At 44.3% G+C, this 23,924-nt stretch carries 14 protein-coding genes; 1 reads left to right on the forward strand and 13 read right to left on the reverse strand.

Annotated features, from left to right (window positions below):
• Positions 1–319: 319 nt before the first annotated feature.
• The 12 genes from BUB19_RS18305 to BUB19_RS18365 all read right to left on the reverse strand — a co-directional run bounded on the left by BUB19_RS18305 (position 320) and on the right by BUB19_RS18365 (position 20,004).
• Positions 320–1,126, reverse strand: a complete 807-nt coding sequence (locus BUB19_RS18305; protein ID WP_073096499.1) for a DUF4221 family protein — start codon at positions 1,124–1,126, stop codon at positions 320–322.
• Positions 1,127–2,191: 1,065 nt separating this feature from the next.
• On the reverse strand, positions 2,192–3,376 hold the full coding sequence (locus BUB19_RS18315) for a hypothetical protein (RefSeq protein ID WP_245802900.1): 1,185 nt from the start codon (positions 3,374–3,376) through the stop codon (positions 2,192–2,194).
• A 428-nt stretch (positions 3,377–3,804) separates the two neighbouring features.
• Positions 3,805–4,923 (reverse strand): DUF4221 family protein, encoded by a 1,119-nt coding sequence (locus BUB19_RS18320; protein WP_084097463.1) that lies wholly within the window; start codon positions 4,921–4,923, stop codon positions 3,805–3,807.
• Positions 4,924–4,942: 19 nt separating this feature from the next.
• Positions 4,943–5,941, reverse strand: a complete 999-nt coding sequence (locus tag BUB19_RS18325) for a hypothetical protein (protein WP_073096781.1) — start codon at positions 5,939–5,941, stop codon at positions 4,943–4,945.
• Positions 5,942–6,621: 680 nt separating this feature from the next.
• Entirely contained in the window at positions 6,622–7,794 is a 1,173-nt protein-coding gene (locus tag BUB19_RS18330) for a hypothetical protein (protein WP_143156094.1), read from the reverse strand.
• Positions 7,795–8,157: 363 nt separating this feature from the next.
• On the reverse strand, positions 8,158–11,211 hold the full coding sequence (locus tag BUB19_RS18335; protein WP_084097465.1) for a PVC-type heme-binding CxxCH protein: 3,054 nt from the start codon (positions 11,209–11,211) through the stop codon (positions 8,158–8,160).
• Between the two features lie 51 nt (positions 11,212–11,262).
• The gene (locus BUB19_RS18340) at positions 11,263–13,554 is read right to left on the reverse strand and encodes a neutral/alkaline non-lysosomal ceramidase N-terminal domain-containing protein (RefSeq protein WP_073096514.1); all 2,292 of its coding nucleotides are present in this window, start codon (positions 13,552–13,554) and stop codon (positions 11,263–11,265) included.
• Between the two features lie 117 nt (positions 13,555–13,671).
• Positions 13,672–15,138 carry a hypothetical protein gene (locus tag BUB19_RS18345; protein ID WP_218588576.1) on the reverse strand — a complete coding sequence of 489 codons (1,467 nt, stop codon included), beginning with the start codon at positions 15,136–15,138 and terminating at the stop codon, positions 13,672–13,674.
• Between the two features lie 275 nt (positions 15,139–15,413).
• Positions 15,414–16,859 (reverse strand): glycoside hydrolase family protein, encoded by a 1,446-nt coding sequence (locus BUB19_RS18350; RefSeq protein ID WP_073096517.1) that lies wholly within the window; start codon positions 16,857–16,859, stop codon positions 15,414–15,416.
• Positions 16,860–16,894: 35 nt separating this feature from the next.
• A complete protein-coding gene (locus BUB19_RS18355; RefSeq protein WP_073096520.1) occupies positions 16,895–17,896 on the reverse strand; it encodes a hypothetical protein in 1,002 nt (333 codons plus the stop codon).
• Positions 17,897–18,043: 147 nt separating this feature from the next.
• Positions 18,044–19,321, reverse strand: coding sequence for a cation:proton antiporter (locus BUB19_RS18360; RefSeq protein ID WP_073096523.1), 1,278 nt, complete (start codon positions 19,319–19,321; stop codon positions 18,044–18,046).
• A gap of 155 nt (positions 19,322–19,476) precedes the next feature.
• A complete protein-coding gene (locus tag BUB19_RS18365; RefSeq protein ID WP_073096526.1) occupies positions 19,477–20,004 on the reverse strand; it encodes an RNA polymerase sigma factor in 528 nt (175 codons plus the stop codon).
• Positions 20,005–20,767: 763 nt separating this feature from the next.
• Between BUB19_RS18365 and BUB19_RS18370 the strand changes: the two genes are divergently transcribed.
• Entirely contained in the window at positions 20,768–21,130 is a 363-nt protein-coding gene (locus BUB19_RS18370) for a hypothetical protein (protein WP_073096528.1), read from the forward strand.
• Positions 21,131–21,269: 139 nt separating this feature from the next.
• On the opposite strand, the gene BUB19_RS18375 is transcribed toward BUB19_RS18370, so the two are convergent.
• Positions 21,270–23,900 carry a family 20 glycosylhydrolase gene (locus BUB19_RS18375; RefSeq protein ID WP_073096531.1) on the reverse strand — a complete coding sequence of 877 codons (2,631 nt, stop codon included), beginning with the start codon at positions 23,898–23,900 and terminating at the stop codon, positions 21,270–21,272.
• Positions 23,901–23,924: the final 24 nt, after the last annotated feature.

A 23,924-nucleotide genomic window follows, 5' to 3' on the forward strand; every position in this document is an offset into this window, starting at 1 on the left:
AGCCGGGAAAGTGTGGAAAAAATACTGGAAATCCTGGTCAACAAGATAGCCCGAAAGCAGGTAGCGGTAAAGAAGGGAAGGAAATTTTCTAGAAAGGGTCTGGGAAAATCGGCAAGGACCAACCAATACTATAAATAGCAAAAAAGGGAAGGAAAGAGAAGAAAATACAACATATCGCACCAAAAATTGACACCTGCTTCAGGAGTAAGGAAGCCTATGCCCGAAACCTGATAAAAAGCTCGCCAAGATACCGAAACCGGCAGGGAAAAATCAAAATTATTCCATTTTGAAACCAAAATAACAAACCAAAAAGCTTAACTTAATAGCATTGGCTAAGATCTCTGGCCCGCTCAGGAGTCATTTCAGGCTTATAATTAACCATTTTAATAAATTCTCCTATCAAATTAAACAGGTATAGTTCATTTGAAAATTGATGGCTTACCAGGACAAAATCATTTTCAAAACTCATGTATACAATAGGATCCAGATAGGTGTAGTCTTTCGGATCGTCCACCGTTAAGACGAAATGGTGATAGGACTTTTCGGAGTCTATATCGTATCGCTTAATAGAATTTTCACCAACCGACAATACATCAAGAAAGACATTCTTGTTTTTTCGGTCATAGTATAACCCAAATACTTTCAAGTCTCTGAAATTAGAGGCAATCTCATTTTGAGGCGTTCCCGAATAATCCATTCCACTAGAATCAATGGCATTCCCCCAGTCAATTCTTTCCACAAGGTCTCCATTCTTTGCGAATACGCCGGATCTACCAAAGGATTTAATAAAAATCAAACTGTCATTTAAAAAATTGATATAATTAACGTGCTCACCTGTTCCATTTGGTCCCTCGGTTTCCAAAGGGTAATTATTTGTAATTTTAAAATGATCAAGCTTTACCTCATCAATTGAATGATCAAACCCATTATATAAAAAGATGGCACTTTCGTCATCATTCAAATCTGAGTTCCATATACCTCTTTTCAAATCCAAAAGCCGATCCTTGGAATCAATGATGACAGTATCAACACTGTAAACAATTGATTCTACGCTGGCAGAGTCTTGCGATTTTCCACAGGAAAAACTTATAATAAGTATAATGGCAAGGAAAGTTCTGTTGATCATTGGATTTAAAGGTGTATATAATAAAAGTAAAGCAATATTCCCTAATCCTATTCATTTTAAGCACATAATGGAAGTAAAATGATTTAGTTTAACCATTTTTAACCCCAAATCATGGACAGATTAATTGGAATAGGCGATTTCCTATTGAATTTTTATATCAATTGTCTAATAGCAGTAGGTACCAGGGAATGCCCCAAAATCTCTGGCTGTGGCCAAATCTGGACTGCTCTACATTTGTCCTACCTCAAATTTGGGCTAAAGCCCGGGGAATTCGATTGCTTTTTTTAGAATGGGCTAAAGCCGCATTCCTATTGAGGGGGGATTGTCCATTGAATTCTGGGCCTTAATTTGAAAACAGCATTCTTTTGGATCAATTGCCTCCTGCTTTAGCTGGAGGCAATTTGGGGTTTGACAGCATCATTGGCTTTAGCCAAAACTTTATCCCCAAAACCTTAAAAACAAATTTACAGGCCAACCTGTGAATTGGCCAATTACTGATAGAGGCGGCGAAGGATTTTCTGATGTTCTCTGCAGCAATTTGGGCTAAAGCCCTTATATTGAAATACAATTAATTTGGAATGGGCTGAAGCCCAATCCTATTGAAGAGGGATCGCCTATTGATTTCTGGGCCATAATTTGGAACCAGGATTCTTTTGGTTCAATTGCCTCCTGCTTTAGCTGGAGGCAATTTGGGCTAAAGCCCTTATATCGGATTGCAATTAACTTGGAATGGGCTAAAGCCGCATTCCTATTGAGGGGGGATTGTCCATTGAATTCTGGGCCTTAATTTGAAAACAGCATTCTTTTGGATCAATTGCCTCCTGCTTTAGCTGGAGGCAATTTGGGGTTTGACAGCATCATTGGCTTTAGCCAAAACTTTATCCCCAAAACCTTAAAAACAAATTTACAGGCCAACCTGTGGATTGGGCATTTTCCTATTGAGGCCACTATTGATTTGCTGGCGTTCCCCCCGGCAATCCTGGCTAAAGCCAGGGGATTAAAAATCTATAATCAGGAATGGGCTGAAGCCGCGTTCCTATTGAACGAATTTAAATTTTTAGATAATTAGTCGTCATTATTATATGGCTCATTAACCTTCAACCCCACCCGAAAAAGCCGGAAATAATCCCGCTCCACTTCTTCGTCCGGCTTTTCCTGCATCCAGAGCTCGCCATTTCGGATCAACATGCTATTCGCCACCAACCCTTCTGGGACAAAATCATTGATCAAATTCCCTAGCGAATCTAAAATGCCAATTCTAGCAGGGTATTTTTTCTGCATCCTTTCCCGGAATAACGTTGATTCAGCTAGGGATTTGTTTTCAAAATGCGCTTCTGTATCCAAACTATTGTATCCTGGAAAATAGGCAACTATAAAGAACCCGCCGATCTTTTTAATATTTTCAATCCTTCCGGAAATCATACCCATTCCAAAAAGCCGTCCATCCTTCGGATGGTCTGAACCTTTAAATTGGCTATAGTCGGGTAGGTTTAGGGGAATGGTTGAAATTAATGAATAAGGAGGTTGTTTTTCAAACTCATATATAACCGGATCAGATCCAAATACAATATGGATCCGGCCTTCTTCCAGTGTGTAGACAGGAAACCATGATTTCGGAAAAAAATAGTTGCCATTTCTAAATACACTGCTTTCAGGAAACTGAATAAACGGCTCCTTCTCCCCATTTTCAGGATTCAACCAACTTAGTAATTGGAATTCTTTAAATTCTTGTGATGTGAAAGGAGGCTTTTCTAGATTTATATAAACATACCGGTTTCCTAACTTTTCCATTCCAAACCCCATATTAATCCAATTGGTACTTGGAACCTCAAAATCATCCAGCATCACTTGAGATTTCAGCGTACCTTCAAAATCGTAGACCATAAAGCCGTTATAGCCATATACTAAAAATGTATTTTCATCCCGAATCCGAAGGGTTGACATTAGGCCTCCATAACTATCCGGACTATCGCCGCTTTTCAAAAAGGAGGCTAAAATTTTTCCCTCAAAATCCGCAACATGTATTTCTGGCGAAAACTCCTTATTATCCATAAAAAGTACTTTCCTTGAACTGGGATCTATATCGTGAACAACAGGAATCCCAAGGAAGTCTATTTGAATACTATCCAGTTTTTCAAAGGAAATGGATACTGCCTTATCTCCGGTGCCTTCTCTATCCTGCCCCTTATTTCCGGAATTACAGGAAAAGAGCAGCAAGAAGATCCAACAGGAAAAAAACATAGGAGGCATGGCTGGTAAATTTTTCAGCATAGAAAAGGGAAAGCTCATTGACAATGCCTGGAATATGGTTTAAAAATTATTTTTAACTATTAATTTATTAATTAAAATTTAAAAATCAAACTTTTGTTAGGATTCCCATTTGATTTAAGATTTGCCCGATCCGCAATTTGGGCTAAAGCCCAGGACCTTTAATTGGCATTCTTTTGAATGGGCTGAAGCCCAATCCTATTGAAGAGAGATCGCCTATTTATTTGGGTCATAATCTGGGGTCATCGGTCTTTTTTGCTCAATTGCCTCCTGCTTTAGCTGGAGGCAATATGGGTTTTGACAAACTCATTGGCTTTAGCCAAACCTTTTATCAATGAAGGCTTTAATCCAAATTTCACAATAAATGCTCCATTTCCTTTGAGGAATTGAAACAGCCTAAAGTCACAATCTTATTCCCTCATCTCCAAACGGATAAAACCCATTTCGTCATTTATATTTTCATAAAGCCATATCTTCCCATCCTTGGCAAAATGTCTTGCAGGTTTTTTGGTCAATTGGGGGACTAAAGTTTCACCCAGCATTTTAAGGTCCTCGTCATAAGCCGTTAAATATACATCTGCTCTGCTTTCATTTTCAATATAGGAAAACCGGAGAAACATTTGACCGTCCTGATCCCAAAACGGCGGCATGAAATTAATCTCTTGTAGATACCTTGCATATTCAACCTTAAATTCCTCGGGAGTTTCATGTACTTTTTTATATTCTTTCTCTTTTTGGTTGGCAGTAAGCTGGCTATCGTATGTTTTCATAAACAAGGAATCCATCTCGGTATCGTACCACGCCAGGGCACTAGTGATCTCATTAGACAAAACCACTTTCTTACCAAACTTTTCTATCCCTACTTTCGGTGATTCGCTCATATGAACTGTAGCCTTACCGGAGATCGTATATTCAAAACTATAATCAGGTAATCTCTCAAAGCTTTTTAGCTCAACTCTGGAAGTTTCATATTCCTCCAAATGGAGCAGTCCCAAAACAAACCTTTTATCCTCGTACCCTTGAATCAATCCATATAATTGCTTGGTATCGGGGTCCAGTACCACCTTAGTTCCCGATAACAAATCTCCACCGTTATGCCAATTCGCCAACGAGAAATTTTCATAATAAACGGTCATATACTTTTCTCCTTCCATAGAGAATAAGGAGATCTGGTACATAGCCGTTATGGAAACATGGCTTTCATCGACAATTCTCATCACTCCTATACCAGGCCCGGTCCCATTGGGCCCTTCTTTTTCAAAAGGGAGTTTTTCCTCCAGGCGCAACTCATCCAGGTTAATTTTTTCCAGGGTATGGTCATCACCATTGAAATTATAAAAGTACTTTCCGTCCGAGCCCATGTCCGCATTCAATAGTTGGTGCTTCACAAAGAGAATTTCATCTCCGGGGTCAATGATTATAGTATCCAGGGAAAGTTGGAAATTGCTAAAAAAATCCGGGTCGGCTTTTTCGGTATTTCCTTTACAGGAAATCAAGAGGATAAGCATTAAGTAGAATGAATAGCGCATATTGGTTTTTTTCGTTAAACTAGTCTTCGTTATTTTTTAATTCATTAACCTTCAACCCCACCCGAAAAAGCCGGAAATAATCCCGCTCTACCTCTTCGTCCGGTTTTTCCTGCATCCAGAGTTCGCCGTTCCGAAGCACCATGGAGCTGCCTATTAGCCTCTTAGATTCAAAATCGCTTAGCCTATTTCCGGAAGCATCGAAAATAGCCATTCGATGAGGGTATTTTTCCCGCATCCCATTCCAGAAATTTGATGCTCCTTCCGGTGATTTATTGGAAAAAGAAGCTTCCCTATCCGCAGCATTAAATCCGGGAAAGTAAGCAATAATGAAAAAGTCATTCACCATCTTGATATTGAGTATTTTTCCGGAAGTCCTTGCCTGCCCAAAAAACCGTACATTTGGAGTGTACTCCTTCTCCCCTTCTGCGGGATTGTAATCTGGCAAATCAAGTGGAATACTAGAGACAAAGGAATAGGGAGGAGTGGCTTCATAGCTGTATATCACTGGCTCCAATCCAAAGGCAACATAAATCAAATGGTCAGCAATCGTAAAAGCAGGGTCCCAGGCATTTCTGAAAAAATACCTCCCCCTCAAAAAAATACTAGATTCCGGGAAATGTAGTAAGGGCTTGGTTTCCCCTGTTTGAGGGTTCAGAAAGACTAATGGACGAAGTGCAGCATAATCTTCTGCCCCATTCGGCAACTTGTCGCCACCAACTGTATTCCTGTACAGGTATCCATCTTCCAGGCCTTCCATTCCAATGCCCAATCCGATCCGCGTAACCCCCTGGTATTGACTGTCAACGTGTTTCTCCAAAGATTGCAAAACTCCTTCAAAATCATAGAACAAAAAACCTCTTGACCCATAGGCCATAAAACCTTCATTTCCTATGATTTTTAGGGATGCCTTCAGGTTTCCATAGGTGTCGGGAAAGTCTCCCCATTTCGAATATGAAGCCAATACGGTGCCATCAAAATCAGCTACTGTGATTTCCTGGGAGGTTTCTTTGTGTTCCAAAAAAAGGACGGTTCTTGTTATGGGATCCAAATCATGTACTGTTGGACTCCCCAGGTAATCAATCTTAACACTGTCCAGTTTTTCTAAGCAAATGGATACAGCCCTATTTCCATTATCTCCTTCAGGCTGGTCCCTATTTGCAGAATTACAGGAAAATAATAGCAAGAAAATCAGGGAGAAATACCAAAAAGGATGCATATATGGTGCAGATTCAGACCTAAGAAATGGAAAACCCTGTTCTCCCACTGAAGGCTTGTTCCAGGGATTGAATTACAACTATTAACTTAATAAATATTATTTTTAAATCCTACTTTCCTCATCAGATCTATTCCATAATTGGGCTAAAGCCCGCTATTTTTGAATATCATTTATAAGGAATGGGCTAAAGCCGCATTCCTATTGATTACTTTTTTTCAATTGCCTCCTGCTTCAGCTGGAGGCAATATGGGATTTTGACACCTTCCCTGGCTTTAGCCAAACCTGGATTACCCTACACTTGCCCGATCCAAAAATTGGGCTAAAGCCCGGAACATTTGGTTGCTATTTTTTCTGGAATGGGCTAAAGCCGCATTCCTATTGTGGGGGATTGTCCCTTGATTTCTGGGCCTTAATTTGAAAACAGCATTCTTTTGGATCAATTGCCTGATAGCTGTAGGTACATTTACAATGCATCATCCGGATTACCTATCCGACTTTAATTCAAAAATCGAATAGGTGGAGTAGGTAGGTTCATCCTCTCCCCTGTACCTGTCCCTGATTAGCAATCGCCTGCCCGGCAAGACAACGATCTCAGCATGGGGTTCGCAGCCCGCCGGGAAGGCAATCTCCTCCTCCTGTTGCACCCCATCCTGCAGGATAATCAGCTGGTACAGGCCTGGATCCCCGTAAGGAAAATAGTCAGGGTCATCCGCCTTTCTGGATTCGGTGGCAGCCTCAGAAAGACCCTCAAAATAAAGTATTCCCAGGAGATCCTCGTCAAATTGAAAAACGCTCCTATTTCTTGCATTTTTCATGACCGAAAAATCGTTGTGAATAAATGTGAGTCTTTCTTCCAATTCAAAATTCCCGGCGATATCGTAAACCCCAATCTCGCCAGACTGCTCAAAGGTAAGGTAAAGCTTATTGGTCTTTCTGTCCAGGGCAAAAACCTGTGTAGGTTTGGTCGGTTCGGGTCCGGATGCTTCCATTAACCCTGGCAACAACTCCTTCTTATTGGCGAGGCCCCATTCCAGGCTTTCTCTACCGGGATTGTAAAACTCGATCAGGTAATCTGACTCACTGCCCTCATCAATTCCCCGTATACCGTTATTGACTCCCGAAAAAAAATTGGTGAAAAAATGGGGCGATGAGTCGTCCTCATACCGGAAATAGGGGACTTCTAACCTGGGGCCCGAATAAAAACGGATAAATATGGAGGAGGCAAACCGCAGCCTGTCTTCCAGCTCCCAATCCGGGTTATACCACAAAAATTCATTTGAACTCTGAAGAAAATATCCTCCACCTTCCTGATTGAAGGAAGCCGCAAGCAGACTGCTGTTGTACTCGTTCGGCCCCTCGCCTACCAGGTTAGAGGCTTCCAATACCCGACCATTTCCATCTACTATCAAAAACTCCTCTGTGATCAGGTCATATGCCAGAAAGTGATTTTTTGATGGATGAAAGTCTAGCAGCCTTATGGCATTGTCCCGGTTTATCCTAATAGAATCAATTTTTTGCAGGAAATAGCTCTTCCCCTGTTTTAATTCAGCTCCGGATTTCTTGGATGGGTCACAGGACATAAAAAACGAAAGAATCAGGATAACCCAAATGCGGGATTGTCCTGCATGGTGTAGCGATTCTACGATATGATTCATTTCTAGTCGGGTGTTACAGATAAGACCTTGCATCGGGTCAGTAAATATACACCTTGTTCATCAGGTATTTAATTGTTTTTACAGTTATTTTACTAATTTTTTATTCTATTTTTATGAAGTTCGATTTTTTCTAAATATCGCCACTTTTTTAAGGATGTCTTCTTTCTTAAAAAAAATGGAAGGCGGAAAGAGATTGATTAAGATTGGCCTTCGACAGGCTCAGGCACCACAGGTACGGAGTTGAAGGAGATTGGCCTTCGACAGGCTCAGGCACCACAGGTACGGAGTTGAACAAGATTGAAGGGATTAGTAATGGAACTTTCGACGATTTAATCTTTTACTGCCGTTTCCAGTTTAGAAAAGTTATAGCCCGCCTGATTTAAGAAAAGCGATCAGATTGGCCAAGTCATCTCCCTTCATGGTTTGTTCCAATCCATCGGGCATCAAAGAAAGTCCCGAATGGTGAATGGTCTCAATATTCGATCTGAGTATAGATTCATCGGTGCCAAAAGCCGTTCTCAGCGTAATACTGTTTTCAGACTCCGCAGCTATCCATCCTGAGAATGATCTTCCATCTGCTGTGCGCACAGCAGTGGCCTGATAAGCGGGCAACACTTCGTAATTAGGAACCAGGATGTGAAGCAGCAGCGCATCAGGAGGCTGATTTTTGACACCGGAAAGGTCGGGACCCACATCACCACCTGTTCCGGCATAAGAATGACAAGAGGAACAGCTATTATTAAATACAGCCTTACCTAAAGCCGGATCAGCCGGTTTGTCCAGTATTTCAAGAAATTCCTGATATACCGCCATCCTGCCTCCTGCTTCCAGCCCGTTAAAGAGACGCCTTGCCTGTCTATTTACCGAATCATCGTCTTCGTTCATCAACCTTTGCCGGATCACGGAAGGAATTTCTGCCGGAGCTACTACTGATTCTTCAATGGCTGTAAATAACTGGAGCACTGTAGGCGTTCTTGATACCATTGCCGATATGACAGCAGATTTCATACGGGGCGTGTAGGCAGGCCATGTCTCCGCAGCCAGCAACAAGCGGCCGGCTTCAGGATTTTCCATCCGACCAAGAGATTTCACTGCCTCGAGCTGGATGTCAACCGGCTGCCGGGCTTGCAACAGGCTTTGCAAATCCTTACTTACCCAGTGGAAGGGAACAAATCCGAGGACTGCGGTGGCTACCTCTCTCTCGGCTAAGGGCTCTTCTGTATCTGTAGCCAGGCGGGCTACCTGTTCGATAAAGGCCCTCACTTTGGCGACTTTTAACCTTGAAGAAGAATCTGATAGCAAGGCGTCAACGAGTCCTCCATCCACTGTGGACACATCACCCGCTTCCAGACCCTTTAAGAGTCCGAGTACTGTGGCCATTCTCCAACGCAGTTCTCCTCCTGAGTCAAGCATCTCTTCAAGCAGTAACTGGCAGTCAGCCATCTGTGCTGCATGACCGAACAATTCTCCAAGGTCCTGCATCATTAGTGAAAAAGCAGGCCCGGAAGCTCCAGACTGTTTACGGAATGAATCCAGGAAAGCCGGTAATTCGTCGCCAATACCACTCAAAACAGCAGCCCGAAACCAGGGGTCATCAGCATCTTTTGCAGCCACCCTGGCCAGATTACCTATGACCTCCTGGCCGCTCATCGAACCCAATTCCAAAACGGAAAGGTACCTGGCCCTGATCTCCTCATCCAGGATAGCAGCCATCAATGGCTGGATCAATTCCGGAAATTTTCCCAGTAGCTTTCCTGATAGCAATACCGCCTGCTCCCTTACACCTACTTCCCTATCCCTGATGGCTTCCTGAAGCAACCGCCCGTCCAAAGCCTTCAGGTCATAAAGAAGCCACAACGCTCTTGCCCTGCCTTCAGGCCGCATTCCACTGGTAGCCATATCCCACAAGAAGGGAATTGTACTTTGATCCATTTTTTCGAGAAGCAAACGGTGAGCGGTAGATCTTTCCCATTCATTTGGAGAGGCCAGCAAGTTAACCAGATCCTGTTTGGCTGTCAGGGAGGTAAATGGGTTTGATTGAAGGCTGCTACTATCGATAAATTCTTTTCTTGTAATCCTGTATATTCTTCCTTTATCCTTACCACTTTCAAAATCCAAATCCTTTCTGGCGTCTCCGGGCACATAAGAGGGGTGGTCTATCACCTTTCTGTGCATATCTGCCAGATAAAGTGCTCCGCCGGGCCCATTGGCAAGAAATACCGGGTTGAACCAACTGTCTGTCGCAGACAAAAATTCCCTATTCTCATATGCAGGTGCAGACCTAAAGGATACGCTTTCTGGAACAAGAATCTGCCTCTGGACCAGGTTTTGTGCCGGTTCGCAAATGAAAGCATTCCCGACATGCTGCTCGTCCAAAGCAGTGCCGTTAAATATTACCGGTCCACAGGCAGAGGTGAAGGTACCTTTATGGGAAAGCCCCATTAATCTGGGAATGAAATCGGCAGTAGTGACCGCCTGACTGATGGGATATACTGTTCCCTCCGACTCTGCAGGGGCTACATCTTTAACTGTCCGGTTGAATAGAAGGTGGGGGTTTCTCTCCAGGTACCAGGGTTCGATCACCACGTGCTGCAGGGGATGCCTGTTGGATGTCCCGAAGCGCCGGCCGAAAGCGTCAAAAGTCAATCCAAACTGACTTCTTCCTCCTGTGGTCTGGTACTCCAGGGTTTCCGGATGAAAACGGCCATCTGAGGGCGAAAAGGCAACGGGGTCCCGTTCCGGATGTTCAGGAGAACATACCTTTCCACCATTCAAACCGCTGGTAAGGTAGATCCAGCCATCCATGCCCAGAGTGGGGTGGCTGATTCTGATCTGGGCGGTTTTATCTGCATTGAAACCGGAAAGCAGCACCTTTTTCACATCGGCAATACCATCACCATTCGTGTCTTTAAAGTAATAAATATCAGGTGCGCAGGTCACGACAACTCCACCACGCCAAACCATGATCCCGTTGGGATAAGTAAGCCCCGTCGCAAATTCGGTCCTGTGATCGTATCTGCCATCACCATCTCTATCTTCCAATCTGGCAATCCTACCCTTTTTTGTGGGTGCCCCACCTTCAGCAGGGTCCGGATAGCCGCGGTTTTCTGCTACGTACATAAATCCTTGCTCGTCAAATGCAAAAGCCACCGGATCAATTACCAGGGGTTCTGCCGCAATTAACTCAATTTGCAAGCCTGGCTCCAGGCGAAAACTGGCCATGGCATTTTTAAGATCAACAGAATCGGAATAGGTGTACAAGGGAGAATTTACAGGCGCATCCTGCACTTCAAATGGCGCCTCCTGGAGGGTGCTTTCCCTACCAGACCTTGTTTCACAAGCCAAAAATCCCGCCAATGAGACCGAAAAAAGCCATATATACCGACGCGCAAAATGAAAGCTGAATATTGATGTCATGGTATCGTATTCCAAATTTCCGGCAAAGCTGGCCCTCTTAATTTTGCTTATTCAATTTAAAATAGGACTGATTTCGACCCTACTCAGGATTAATTCTGCAGCTTCAGATTGAATCTGAATCTTTCCGCTACGGGGTTTAACGTTCAATGCCCTGTTCACCAAAATACCATTCAGGTAAACCGTGATTTCTCCGTCAAATACATGGCATTCCAATGTATTCCACTCGCCTACCGGATTTTCCACATCATTGACTCCTCTAAAGTCAATTTCATCCTTCCAATCCGGATCCCTGCCAAACCAGTTCACCCTTCCGCCATGAACAGTTACCGGGTCTCCATTGGGTTGGTAAACATAAGCACCAGCTACCTTTTCAGGGGCCACCGGGCTGGTAATCGCAAACCGATCGGTCCCGTCTCCGACCACGATAAAATCGCCGGTACCACCTTCTATGATCTGGCATTCGATGGAATTCATCCAGGTACCCGAATAACTTCCGTCCTTCCCCCGGGAATGTAGCAAAACCCCACTGTCCCTTGCTTTCTCCAGTCGGGGCTCGTGGGTTCCTCCTGCCCATTTAAATTCAACGAGCAATTTATAGTCTTCATATTCTTCTTCAGTGGTGATGCAGCCCCATTCTTCTCCGGATATGTGAATGAGGCCATCCTTAACGGTAAATACATTTTTCGGGTCATTGTTCTTCCCTCTATCTTTTAGAAAGGTATACCAGCCAGCCAGGTTTTGGCCATTGAATAATTTTACTGTTTTACCCAAATCCAGTTCATCGGCATTCAAAGGTTGGGAATACCTGGATGTAGCAGGGGATGATTTCAATTGACCCAGCAATTCCAGAAGGGTATCGCTGATCTTTACCGATGCCCCTTCTTCCAGATAGCTGGACCTGGCCCTCCAGGTTTCATAGCCTCCAAGGGCATGATGCTCCGGTGTTGGCAGGTAGCCATAGTAGCCGTTGGACAGAGAAACGCTGAAAGTATGATCGAAGGGACTTTCCTTTTTAATACCTAAACCTATCTCCACAAAGACCTCACATGGGATGGCCGTAATGGCCAAATCGCCCAACCGAATCGCCTGAAGGAGAATATTTTCCTGGTCGGGGTAATCGGAAATCAGTACCGTTTCCCTGGCATAAATTTCTTCCATGGAAACCATATTGGGACCCGCGGCTTCCGACATGATCAATTCAGCGCGCTGCAGTTCATTCGCACCAGGTTTTCGTACTCCCAGAGATATTTCCGTCTGAACAACACCGAGAGGTACCCAATCTTTGAACTCGATCTGTTGATAAACCTTAAAAGCTTCCGCCGCCAAAGTATTGGCCACCATTTCCATTTGGGCATAGGGAGGTTGAGGATCAGGGACCGGACCGGCAAAATTAATATTATTGATATCTCCACTACTCCCGTTTGACATCATCGCCACAAAGGGCACTTTTTGCTGATCAGCTCCGATCATTTGTTTGATTTTTCGGGCAAACATCCCGAAATAGTCGGCGGAAATCTCTCCGCTTCCGGTACCACCTACATAATGAAGGGAGTAGTTGGCCATCAAGGCAATGGGTCTCCCGTCAATGGATTGAACAGCCACAACGGGAAGTTCAGGGTCAATTGGTCCTGCAGGTTCCAGCAAATCGGGGTTGGCTATTCCCGGATTCATCTTCACCTGATCCTCGCCACCAAAGGGGTTGCTCAGCACGGCTCCCGGCTTCATTTTCCAACGGCGGTTAAAAACCTGGCTGGATTCCTGACCAAATCCCCAACCGATTTTTGCTGGTTCAAGATTGTTATAGGCACGGATAATTGCATCAGCTGTCCTTTCCTCTAAAAAGCTCAGGTAGGCCGAATCAGGATCACTTTGAAATACAGAACAGGCGGTTCCTGCCGAATGGGTATGGGTGGCAGAGATGAGCATGTTTTCGACCGGAATGGAGGTAATCTTTTGCGCCCTCAGTTTGGCCCTGTCGATGGTCTCCCGATAAGCCATACAAAGATCTAGGGTGACGAAAGCTAATTTTGTGGCCCCATCGTCTAAAACCAGACTCCTGGCGTGAGTATCGTCATGAATATGGAGAACAGTCCTATTCTGCATGCCGCCATTAATCGAAGTACCGATTTTTGGCGTAATTACACTGGTCGCTGCCCCGGCACGAAAAACCTTTATAGGAGTAGTTTTATCTCCATCCGCCTGACGGGCATGTGCATTCTGACTGGATATAGCCAAAAGTACGGCGATCAAAAAAATCAGAACTGGCCTGGTAAGGACAATAGGATGATAAACTATCGGGGTACACAGGGTTTCTTTGGTTTGCGGTTTACGATTCAGCCTCATTATTTTTTATTAAAGTTTTTTTACCATAAGTATTCCCGCCCCTATAAGGATCAATTTTACGGCGCACTCCATAAGACCGGATATCGAATCCGCATTTATTGACATGGTTTACCGGCATCAATCCAAAGCAGAAAACAGCGTTAACAATTGATCAACAATTTTCTCCGAAGCCTCCTTCTCTACCCTATTTGTAGAAAGCCAGGTTTCATAACCTCCCAATCTGTGTTGTTCCGGAGTGGGAAGATAACCATAGCTTCCATTGGCAAGTGAAATGGTAAAGGTTTGATCAAAAGGACTTCTGTCTTTTATTTCCAAACCTGTTTCAGCAAAAGTCTCGAAAGGAATAGCTCCTATGCCCAAATCACCAATTTTAAACGCCTGAATAATTACATGGACTTCATCCGGCCAGGTCTCCATTTGAAGCACTCTCTTCGCATAGGTTTTTTCTAGTCTGTGCCGACCGGTTTCACCTTCCGGTCTCTCCAGAACTTCACGTACGAATTCTGACAAATCAGGGTCTGGCCTTCTGACTTTCAAAGGCAAATAGACCTGTCTGGCAGCCAATTCTACCCAATCTCTGTACACAATATCGTGATAACTTTTCAGCACTTCCCTGGCTAAATCCTCTGCCACCACCTTCATTTTCCCATACGGGGGGTGCTTTACTCTTGGGCCTCTGAAATCGATATTGTTGACATCGCCTGAAGTACCATTGGACATCATGGCGATGAATGGAGGGTGGTCAACGTCTAACTGAAGAAGTTCCTGCAACCTGTCAGCAAACATGCCAAAATAATCTGCAGATAGATGGCCCTCAGGAACTCCGCCAACATAATGTAAAGAGTAATTGGCGAGCAGGGCCAGAGGCCTTCCGTCAATGGCCTGGACGGAAAGAAAGGCCACCTCAGGGTCGGTTGGCCCTGCCGGATGCAGAAGATCGGGGTTTCCCACCCCTGGATTCATTACAGCTAAATCATTAGTTCCTAAGGGGTTTGGCATCGGCGTTCCGGGTTTCATTTTCCACCTTCTGTTAAAAACATGTTGTGGCACATTGCCGCTCCCCCAGCCGATCCGGGCAGGTTCCAGATTATATAGCGCGTTTTGAATTCCGTCGGCTATTCTGGACGCCATAAAAGATTGATAAGCATCCAGAGCCTCTCCTGCTGTCCAATCCCTCCTTTTTTCGCCGGCACCTCCCGCACTGATAGACGAATGCGTGTGTGTGGATGCGATCAATACCTGTGCCGGGGGCAAACCTGTGCGCTTCTGAATAATGGCTTTAGCCGCATCAAAAACTTCTTGTTTCGCTCCTACATTGTCTACCAAAACCACCGCCAGGCGGGTTGTACCATCATCCAGTACCAGACAGCGTGCATAAAGTTCATCGTGTACATAATCAGCAGGAGGCTCCTCCCAGTTTCCGACAATCGGCTCACCAAGAGGAGGTGTGATATTACTTTTGGCTGCACCAGCCCGGAAAAAACGAACTGCTTCACGGTTTTCCTGTGCGTACAGCGGATGAACCCTTATTGATAGGCTGATAATCAAAATCAGCGGTAAAAGAACGGTTTTTGCGACTACCATCCTGCCTGAGATTTGATCCAAATCCAAGTCATCTTCATTTGTTTATGGTTGTATCTTTGTGGCCCTATGCCGGCCTTTCAATAGAGGGGAAATCCATAAAGCTTGCTGATATAGCAATCCCGGCATCACTTCCCGGGCTACCAGCGTCCCCATTGATTTCGTCTTATCTTCCCGAATTTAACTGTGCATGGAAAATGTATCAATCATGAAAACTTCCAGGCAGCATAAACAGCTTTTAGCAAAGGTCAAAATAGTTAAAATTCCGGAGAATATGGTTACTTAAACCTAAAAGAATACAAATCGGCATCTTTCAGGTAGACCCTCATCCTGACCGGATTACCCGCCAAATCCGAAACATCAGAACTGTTATTCCAAAACACAAACCTTGAAATTTCATTACCAATTACCGGCTGTGCTTCCTCCATGGAATAACCGGGTAACTTATTGCCAAAACCATCCAACAATTCTATGCGGATTTCCCCGGCAGCGGAGGTGGAGTAATTGACTTCCAGCTGTTCCCCTTCAAAAATAAAGGGTTTCGAAATCATTTCGCCACCTTCGTAGCCGGCCGAAAGGGATGCAAAACCGTCCAAGCGTAGCGCGTACCTCCTCAGGTGAGCCGAAGGTTGGGCATAATCCTGATTGACATATATGGACATTTCCGTCTCTCCGGTTTGGACGACATTCAAGGCCGGGTAATTGGACCGGGAAACCCAGTTTTGTAAACCGATACCCGGTCGGATAAAAGATTCCATAAACTGTCTGACATATTGGTTCCCACCCCTTGATGACATCAGAAACACGTCCGAGCAGTCATTGTAGTATTTCGGGTTTACACCCAATTTTTCTGCTTCTGCATCTGATACCACCTGTCTATCTGGCATAAAACGGGCACCTATTGCCAGGTAGATGTGAGGCGCCCGAAAATAGGGACTGGTCTGCTGCGTGTACAAATGCTCGTATGGGGTATCGCCAAACCCCATCGGTTCGGGCTCGGTCCAGTGGACAAAGTCTTTGGATGTGGTTCGGCTTACCGAGCGGAAGCCTTTATATCCTTTGCCGGTCCAGGAGCGAAAATAACAGACATATTGACTTTCACTTTCTGACCAAAAGGCCACATTCTGAGAATCGAAAACCCCTTGGGAGAAAACCGGTTCTTCCTGAAGCCTGGTCCAGTTTATACCATCCGCAGAGGTAAAGGCCACCAGGCCACTTTCTGAAGTGCCGCCCAGGGCTTTGAATTTTTCAGCCGGTTTGGCTGTCGGATTGCTGTCCAGAAAAGGGCTGAAATTATGGGTAACGGGTGCAGCATTTGCAAGTATGACGTTGTTTTCTTTACTCCCATTTACTTCATAGATGCCAAGGTCTGGTTTTCTCCAATGGACCCCATCCCTGGATTCTGCATAGCAGGTCACTTCTGCACTGTTTCCATCTTTTCCAGCCGTGGGAACACCGCGGTAGTAGGTCCTGAATAAACCGTCCTCTTCGATAATGGTCACGTAAGCCGAAAAAGCTCCCTCCCAGGGGCGATCAAACTCCAGAACTTTGCCCATATCCACCGGCTGGTGCATCCTGATCGTTGCCTTGTTCAGGTTTGCTATCAGGTATTGGTCTACGAAGAGTTCCCTTCTGTCATCCAGGTATATTGCCTCCTGGGCCATGCTACCAAAAAAGATAAAATACAAGGGTAAAAAACGAAAGGAGAAGATCAGCGCACGCATTTGATAGAGACTTGAGTTAACTACTAAGTATTTAATCACTTGAATGACTTCTCGGAAATCTTTGCCAGATAGATACTGGTTTTTTCTTCGTGACTGGAATAATACGCTATCCAAAGCTTGTTTTGGTGAAAGAGCATCCCGGGATAGCTGGTATCGCCTCCACTGGGCAATTCCACAGTTTTTTCAATGTTGCCCTCCTTATCGCTGAGGTGAACAACAGTCTTGGTACCCAGGCTCCCATATTGCCGCGTACCAATCAACATCTGGTCTTCTCCATAAAACAGAAAGTTAGGCCCCCCTAGTCGAACAGGAAGCTTCGTGTAGGTCCATTTCGTGTACGGACTTTCGCTTGATGCTATAACTCCCATCATATCCCCTGCTTCTCGCCTTATTACTGCATAGAGCCGGTCGTCATGATCAAACCTGAGGGTAGCTTCATTCGGATTACCCCCGACTGTCAATTCAGACACCACATCATATTGCACCCCATCAACCGTACTTAAGAGATGAGCTTCCCGTTTTCCATCCCTGGTGGAATATACAACCCCATATCCTATACCTTTATGCCATGTCAGGCACCAAACCCAGTCGAGTCCTGGTTTTCTGGATATTACTACGTTTTTCAACGAAGTAAAACTGTCTCCTTTTTCATTTGAAAACGCTACCATTGGGTAAAGCTTTTGGTACCCTTCATCGTATATTCCTACCGCTGTAAGCACCATAATCTTACCCTCTGGAGTGATGGATAGTCGGGCCTCCCTGACATCCATACCATGCTTTTCAAGCAGGCCAACCGTTTCCCATTTCTCCCCGTCTACAGACCGAATAATCCGTATCCTGCCACTTTTGTCTGGCATGTGTTTATTTCCTTCGCGGAGTGCTACGTAGAAGGTATCTGAAAACCGGATCAAGTCTGGAAAGGCGTTATGAGGAGCTTCATCCCAAATTTTAATTACCTCTGGTTCAGGCTCTTTTTGACTAAAAAGGGCCGTGCTAATAGATAAAAAAGAGATCAATGTAAGTACAAGATGCTTCATAGTTAGAAAATACAGTTTGTATGTATATTATACTATGAAAAACGAAAAAAGTATCCCTTCTAGCTACTTTTTTTTTAATTTACAATACGATATTACGGCAGAACAATAAGCATTTTGAAAAGGCACAAATTCGCGAATATCAGGACTTTAACCGTCTGATTTTCTTTCGGAAGCAACTATCCAGCCGATCGCAAATTTGGCCAGCATGCCATGGACCAGGACCGATAGGATGATGGTGGCCACCACCAGAGCAAGTAATCGGCGACCGTCCGGAAAGTCCTCCTGATACAAAGCAAAAAATAGATAAAACAGCGAACCTATACCACGTATACCAAAAAAAGAAATCACCCATTTTTCTTTAAATGACAGGTTTTGATGGCCGATCCCGAGCATTCCGGAAATTGGGCGGATTAAAAATACAAATAGTAGTGCAACCCAAAAAAGATCTATATCCATATCCGACGGAAAAAAATGGACCAGATAATAGCCCAGCCCGACAAATAATACCATGATAAAGATCCGCTCCAGTTCTTCAGAAAGATCATGAACATAGTTTACAAACCGATGGGTACTTTCCTGCTGACGGAAAAAGCAGGCGGCTACAAAAACGGAAATGAAACCATATCCCTCCACCAATTCTGCCAGTCCATATGGAATAAGCGTAAGACTGATCGCCAGGATCCCACTGGCCGGCGATTGAGAAATCCGGGCTTTGGTAAAGGAATAGGTAAATATCAGCCAGGCCATCAATTTACCCGCCAATACGCCCACAAGGAAGCCGACAACAATCCTGTATACTACATCCATCAGCAACCAATCCATTAGCCACTTTCCGGGAGCAATGCCAGCCAGTACAACGGCAAGAGCCAGGTGGGTGAACGGAAAAGCCAGACCATCATTCAACCCGGCTTCAGTAGTGAGCGCCAATCTGGTTTCAGAATGGTCCTTGCTCCCCGGCGGACCGGTCTGTATGTCTGCTGCCAGCACCGGATCAGTGGGAGCCAGGACTGCCGCTGCCAGTATTGCTGCAGCAGGGAGAAATCCAAGGAAATAGTGGGCCAGAAGGGCTATTGCCAGCATGGACACAGGCATGGTAATCAACAATAGCCATTTGGATAGATTCCACGTTTCCTTCGCAAACGGCCGGTTTATTTTTAATCCTACACCTGTAAGCGAAATAATAACGCCTAACTCCGTCAGTCTTTTGGGCCAATACGGCGAGTCAGCCCAGTGATGAACGGGTAGATCAAAGGGCAACGAAAACAATGCTACTCCCAATATCAGGAAAATTATTGGTGCCGTAATCAACCGTTTGTCAAGGATTTTTGGCAACAAACTGGCGATCAGAACAAAAAATCCAAAAACAGCCAGGTAGACAAAATATTCGTCCGCATTGAAAAAAAATGCATGTTTTCCCTCCAGCATAACAGTTTATTACCTATTGCAAAAAAACATAAGGCGAATGACAGATGTTTTTTTACAGCAAGATAACCGAAATAACTGTTCTTAAAAACTCCGGACATAGTTATCCGAAAAAAAAACCGAAAATACTTGTCGGCAATAAAAACCCCGCTCGCTGTTTATTCCATCTCTTTTCTCAGAATATACTTGGCTTTTACCAACTGATTTTTGACGGTATTTTTCGAAATCATCAAAATATCAGCTATCTCGTTGTAGGATTTCTTTTCGAAATAATTCATCTCCAGAATCTGCCTTCGCTTGGGGGAAAGGTTCTGAATGATGCCCTCCATCCTGGAAAGCTGCTCCTCCTTTACCTTACTGCATTCATCTTCCTGCTGATGGATCCTTTCCCAAAATTGCTCCTTTAAACTATTGTTTTTATTTAAAGCCTTCAGGTAATCAAAAATCTCGTTTTTGACGGCAGTAAAAACATAGGAATTGAAATTCAATTCAGGCTTAATATTTCTCCTGCGCTTGAGGATCTTCATGAATACTTCATGGTAAATGTTTTCCGCTTCCTGCTCGTCCTTGATAATGGAAACACTGAAACGGATCACAGGTATCCTGTAATATTGGTAAATCTTTTCGAAGGCCTTTCGGTCCCCGTTTCGAAAACCATCCAGTAATTTTTTGTCTGGTTGTTCCATATCCCAAGTAATTTAGTTAGATTAAAATTATTTTGCCTCCCAAAACATTTTATTTGGAATGGCCCGGCTTAATTTTTTATCAATATCAAGGTTTAAAATCACTTTTTCTGCGCAAATCACGTATATTAATCTTCATTTTGCGAAATTAGTGGAACTCTTATGGATTGGAAATGAACGATTTAACAAATACATGACAAAAAAATAACCCAAAGGTTAATAATACCGTGGAAAAAACCGGTTCTTTTTAAAATTGTGTTAATTGTAAAGACTATTCTTGATTTTTGTAAAAAAAACCTATTTCACAAAATTCTCTTTGATTCACGAAGATTGATTTTTCAAAGAAAATTTTGCAAATCCATAAAAACCAAAATACTATTTCTAATTATTGCTTTTATTTTTTAATGATCTCCACAATATTCCTAAGCGGGTCTTTATCTCAAAAAAATAGCAATTTTATACTTTTTTCTGCACCATTGTTTCACGCCCATGATTCCGTGTACCAGGGGTGCCGGGACCTGTTAACTAAGAAAGGCACCGGATCCGCACCGAAGCTGAAAGCGAAAGTAAATTTTTAAGTATCTTCGATGTGTGCTAAGCTGCGGCCTGCAAATCGGAATTCTGAAGACTGTTATTTTGAGCGATTCAGAGCGTTTTATGGAATTTTGGTTCGCTTTTTGATCTGAACTGAATAAAACCAACTATAATATAAAATATACTGAATTCTACTTTTTTGAGTTCATTATACAAAAAACAATTTTCTGCTATGAAAAATATTCCCGCACAATTGCCCATTATACTTCATTACCTGAACCTGAAATCCGGTAATGAACATTTGAAGCAAAGCCTGGAGAAAACATTTGAATGGCTCAACTATAAACTTTCACGTATCGCTGATCATGAGCAAATACAGCAGCTCCGCTACAACCCCTCAGATCCAGAAGTTCAGGAACAATGGCGCCAGATTTTGGAGGAAGCGATAGAAGAAGACGATTTGTATGCTGAAGAATTGAATGTAATGTTGCATGAAGCTGTAGAATTGATACAGCTTGAGGATCCGGATGGGTACCAGGCTCTTGTGGCCAATCAGCTTGGCCGCAGGCCGGAAACCGGAAGTCTGGAAAAGTAGGGGCATTGCCATTTAAACTGTCTCTCCTGACTTCCGGATAAAATCCTCTCTGCTTCCCAGTTGCCAATCCTGAGATTTGCTACAAGGTCCTACATCCTACAATACGAGCTAATGAACCCCGGTCCAAAGGGCTCTCCTATTACTGTGTATTTACGGTAACAGTTCTGCTTCCTTTTCCCGTTCTGTCAAAGGCCCTTATTTTGACCTCTCCGTCCAGGGGTATTGGCATTTCGTACTTTCTGGAACTGGAACTGGGCTCATTGCCATCTGTAGTATATCTCAGCTCTAGTCCCGGAAAATTAGCATTGGCGTAAATTTTACCATCTTCCTGTTTTACCCCCGGTGGAGCGATCCGGTAAGCAAATCCTCCATTCCAACGGGCAAGTTTGGGATACTCCCTTCCAGCGATGGTAGCTGCAAACCGGTTCCAACCGGATTCAATCCTCGCATCCATCCGGATCAGGTCATCCTCCTGTTCCCAGTCCCTTTCTCTGGCCCAGGCACTTTCAGCAAAGCCCAGTAGTTTAGGGAAAAGATAATATTCTGCCATTTCGCCTCCTTTTACGGTTTCCCCCCATAGCTGTGCCTCAATACCAAGGATATTGTCTTTTGCACTGTCATCTATCTCTACCATAGTTCTCGATATTGTCTCCCTGTCCAAGGGTCTGCCCATACTGGATTTGTAGGTCGTCTTAAACCAGTTAAAGGGCGCAAAAGCCCAGGCATTTTTTGTATTCACAAAGCCTGCCCAGTACAATCCGGGTTCTGCAGGATCATTGGAATAGGCCAGGTCAAAGTAAAAATTGGATACATTGCAAAGTACTATGTCATAGCCCTGGTTGGCCAACTGGTAGCCCAGATCAGGGTAGTCAAACATGTTGTTCCATATATAAGGCACCACATTTCGGCCGGCAAATTCAGGATTGGGTTTCAGCTCTCCTTTCTCATCCCGTCTCAAAGCCATTTCTTCCCACACATGAACTTCAAGGTTGCGCTCTTCCAGCCGCTTCAGCAATTCCCGAAAAAAGAAGGCCTGCAGGTTATCCATTTCACCAATATCCGGCAGGTCCTCCAGCATCAATGCAGCATTTGGAGATTCTCCCGGCGACTCCTCGAGCAATTCCTCCACCATGGGAGACTGTGTCCAGGAGCCTACCGGCACTTCATCACCTCCTGCATGTATTTTTTCCAATTTCAACCCTGCCTCGGCGTACATTGCAGCCAGTTCGTCTACCACTTTTTCGTAAAAATGGTAGGTAGATTCCCGCACCACACTGACCACATTGTCTTTATATGCCTGGGCAGAAAGGTACTCCGACTGGTCCTCCGGATCTATGAGACGGTATTCCTCGGCGGCTGCCTCATCGCCGGCTTCCATGTATTTCTGGTATCTGGCCTCCATAGACTTAATGGCTGCCCGGGCATGACCCGGAAAATTCAATTCCGGTATGATTGTAATGTGCCTCTGCCTGGCATATCGAAGGATATCGATAAATTCTTCCCGGGTGTAAAAGCCGCTACCATGGCTATTTTCTGCATAAGCCTTAGGTCCTGATCCATAGGCCGGATGCAAAGCCGGGGCATCCTTTCCACTTACATGCTGACGTTGCCCTCCCACCTCTGTCAATTCCGGCAAGCCTGGAATTTCGAGCCTCCAGCCCTCGTCTTCCGAAGTATAAAACAGAAAATGATTCAATTTATAATGAGACATCATGTCCAAAGCCTTTTTGATGGTTTCTTTCGATTGAAAATTTCTGGCAACATCTACATGCAGGCTTCTAAAACCAAATCGCGGAACATCTTCAATTGAAACAAATGGCAGTGCTACAGGCGGGGAATTGTCCAGATAAACATCCGGCCCCAGGAGTGCCAGCAGGCTCTGCACGCCATAAAAAACTCCGGCAGCATCACTACCAGTAATAAAAACACCGTCTTTGTTTACCTGCATTTGATAGGCTTCCCTTTCTTTGCCATTCACCCTTATATCTGCCAGGGAGAGGTAAATATCGGTCTGGGCTTCATTTCCCGTATTGCTATTCAGGCTCAGGCCGGTATGGGTCTTTAATTTGTCGACCAGGTAAGTGGATTCATTTTCAAGCCCCTCCTCGAAGCCAATAGTCATTCCCTCCTTGATTTCGAACACACCTGCGCCTTTTTCCAGATGGTAGGGAGATGGAATTACCGGCAGGAGTTCACCCGAAGAAACCGGGCTCATATTCGAATTGACATCGTACTGGCTTTCCGGATTGTAGGCTGCTTCCTCATCCATCGTACCCCGAAGCAACTGTTCCTCCCTTTCGAATGGGCGTACGGTCCAGTGGCTGACCGGAATCTGCGCCAGCTCCTCCTGGTCTTGTCCGTAAAAAACGAAATACAAGCCCATTGGAGCATCGCTCTGTTTGATGACACCCTCGACTCCTGTATAGTTGATTTCCACCTGTTCTCCTGAAGCCAGGTAAAATCCTTCCCTGGGGCTCAACCGGTACCAGTCACCGTTAATATGGGTAATATCTGCTTTCGTGCTGCTCACGATGCGTCGTGGCGACATGTTGAAAAACAAGGCCCAGCCTTCATCATCCAATGCATCTGATCCCTTGTTCTCAAGAATAAAACGGGCTTCAAATTGTCCTTCTTCAGCGGTAAAATTGCTAACCAGTTCCCATTCCAGATACAGCTCATCAACGGTACTCTGCCAGGAGGTACTTTGTTGACAGCTACATATAAAAATAAAAAGACCCAGAAACAGAAAGTAGTATTTGCTTTTATTCATAATTCAAAAGATTTAAATAGCCTT

It is taken from the genome of Cyclobacterium lianum (genome assembly GCF_900143075.1).
Classification (GTDB): Bacteria; Bacteroidota; Bacteroidia; order Cytophagales; family Cyclobacteriaceae; genus Cyclobacterium; species Cyclobacterium lianum.

Excerpts from the sequence above, each read along its gene's own strand:
- BUB19_RS18305 (WP_073096499.1), bottom strand. The coding sequence starts at position 1,126 with ATGATCAACAGAACTTTCCTTGCCATTATACTTATTATAAGTTTTTCC.
- BUB19_RS18315 (WP_245802900.1), bottom strand. The coding sequence starts at position 3,376 with ATGCCTCCTATGTTTTTTTCCTGTTGGATCTTCTTGCTGCTCTTTTCC.
- BUB19_RS18320 (WP_084097463.1), bottom strand. The coding sequence starts at position 4,923 with ATGCGCTATTCATTCTACTTAATGCTTATCCTCTTGATTTCCTGTAAA.
- BUB19_RS18330 (WP_143156094.1), bottom strand. The coding sequence starts at position 7,794 with ATGAATCATATCGTAGAATCGCTACACCATGCAGGACAATCCCGCATT.
- BUB19_RS18335 (WP_084097465.1), bottom strand. The coding sequence starts at position 11,211 with ATGACATCAATATTCAGCTTTCATTTTGCGCGTCGGTATATATGGCTT.
- BUB19_RS18340 (WP_073096514.1), bottom strand. The coding sequence starts at position 13,554 with ATGAGGCTGAATCGTAAACCGCAAACCAAAGAAACCCTGTGTACCCCG.
- BUB19_RS18345 (WP_218588576.1), bottom strand. The coding sequence starts at position 15,138 with ATGGTAGTCGCAAAAACCGTTCTTTTACCGCTGATTTTGATTATCAGC.
- BUB19_RS18350 (WP_073096517.1), bottom strand. The coding sequence starts at position 16,859 with ATGCGTGCGCTGATCTTCTCCTTTCGTTTTTTACCCTTGTATTTTATC.
- BUB19_RS18355 (WP_073096520.1), bottom strand. The coding sequence starts at position 17,896 with ATGAAGCATCTTGTACTTACATTGATCTCTTTTTTATCTATTAGCACG.
- BUB19_RS18360 (WP_073096523.1), bottom strand. The coding sequence starts at position 19,321 with ATGCTGGAGGGAAAACATGCATTTTTTTTCAATGCGGACGAATATTTT.
- BUB19_RS18365 (WP_073096526.1), bottom strand. The coding sequence starts at position 20,004 with ATGGAACAACCAGACAAAAAATTACTGGATGGTTTTCGAAACGGGGAC.
- BUB19_RS18370 (WP_073096528.1), top strand. The coding sequence starts at position 20,768 with ATGAAAAATATTCCCGCACAATTGCCCATTATACTTCATTACCTGAAC.
- BUB19_RS18375 (WP_073096531.1), bottom strand. The coding sequence starts at position 23,900 with ATGAATAAAAGCAAATACTACTTTCTGTTTCTGGGTCTTTTTATTTTT.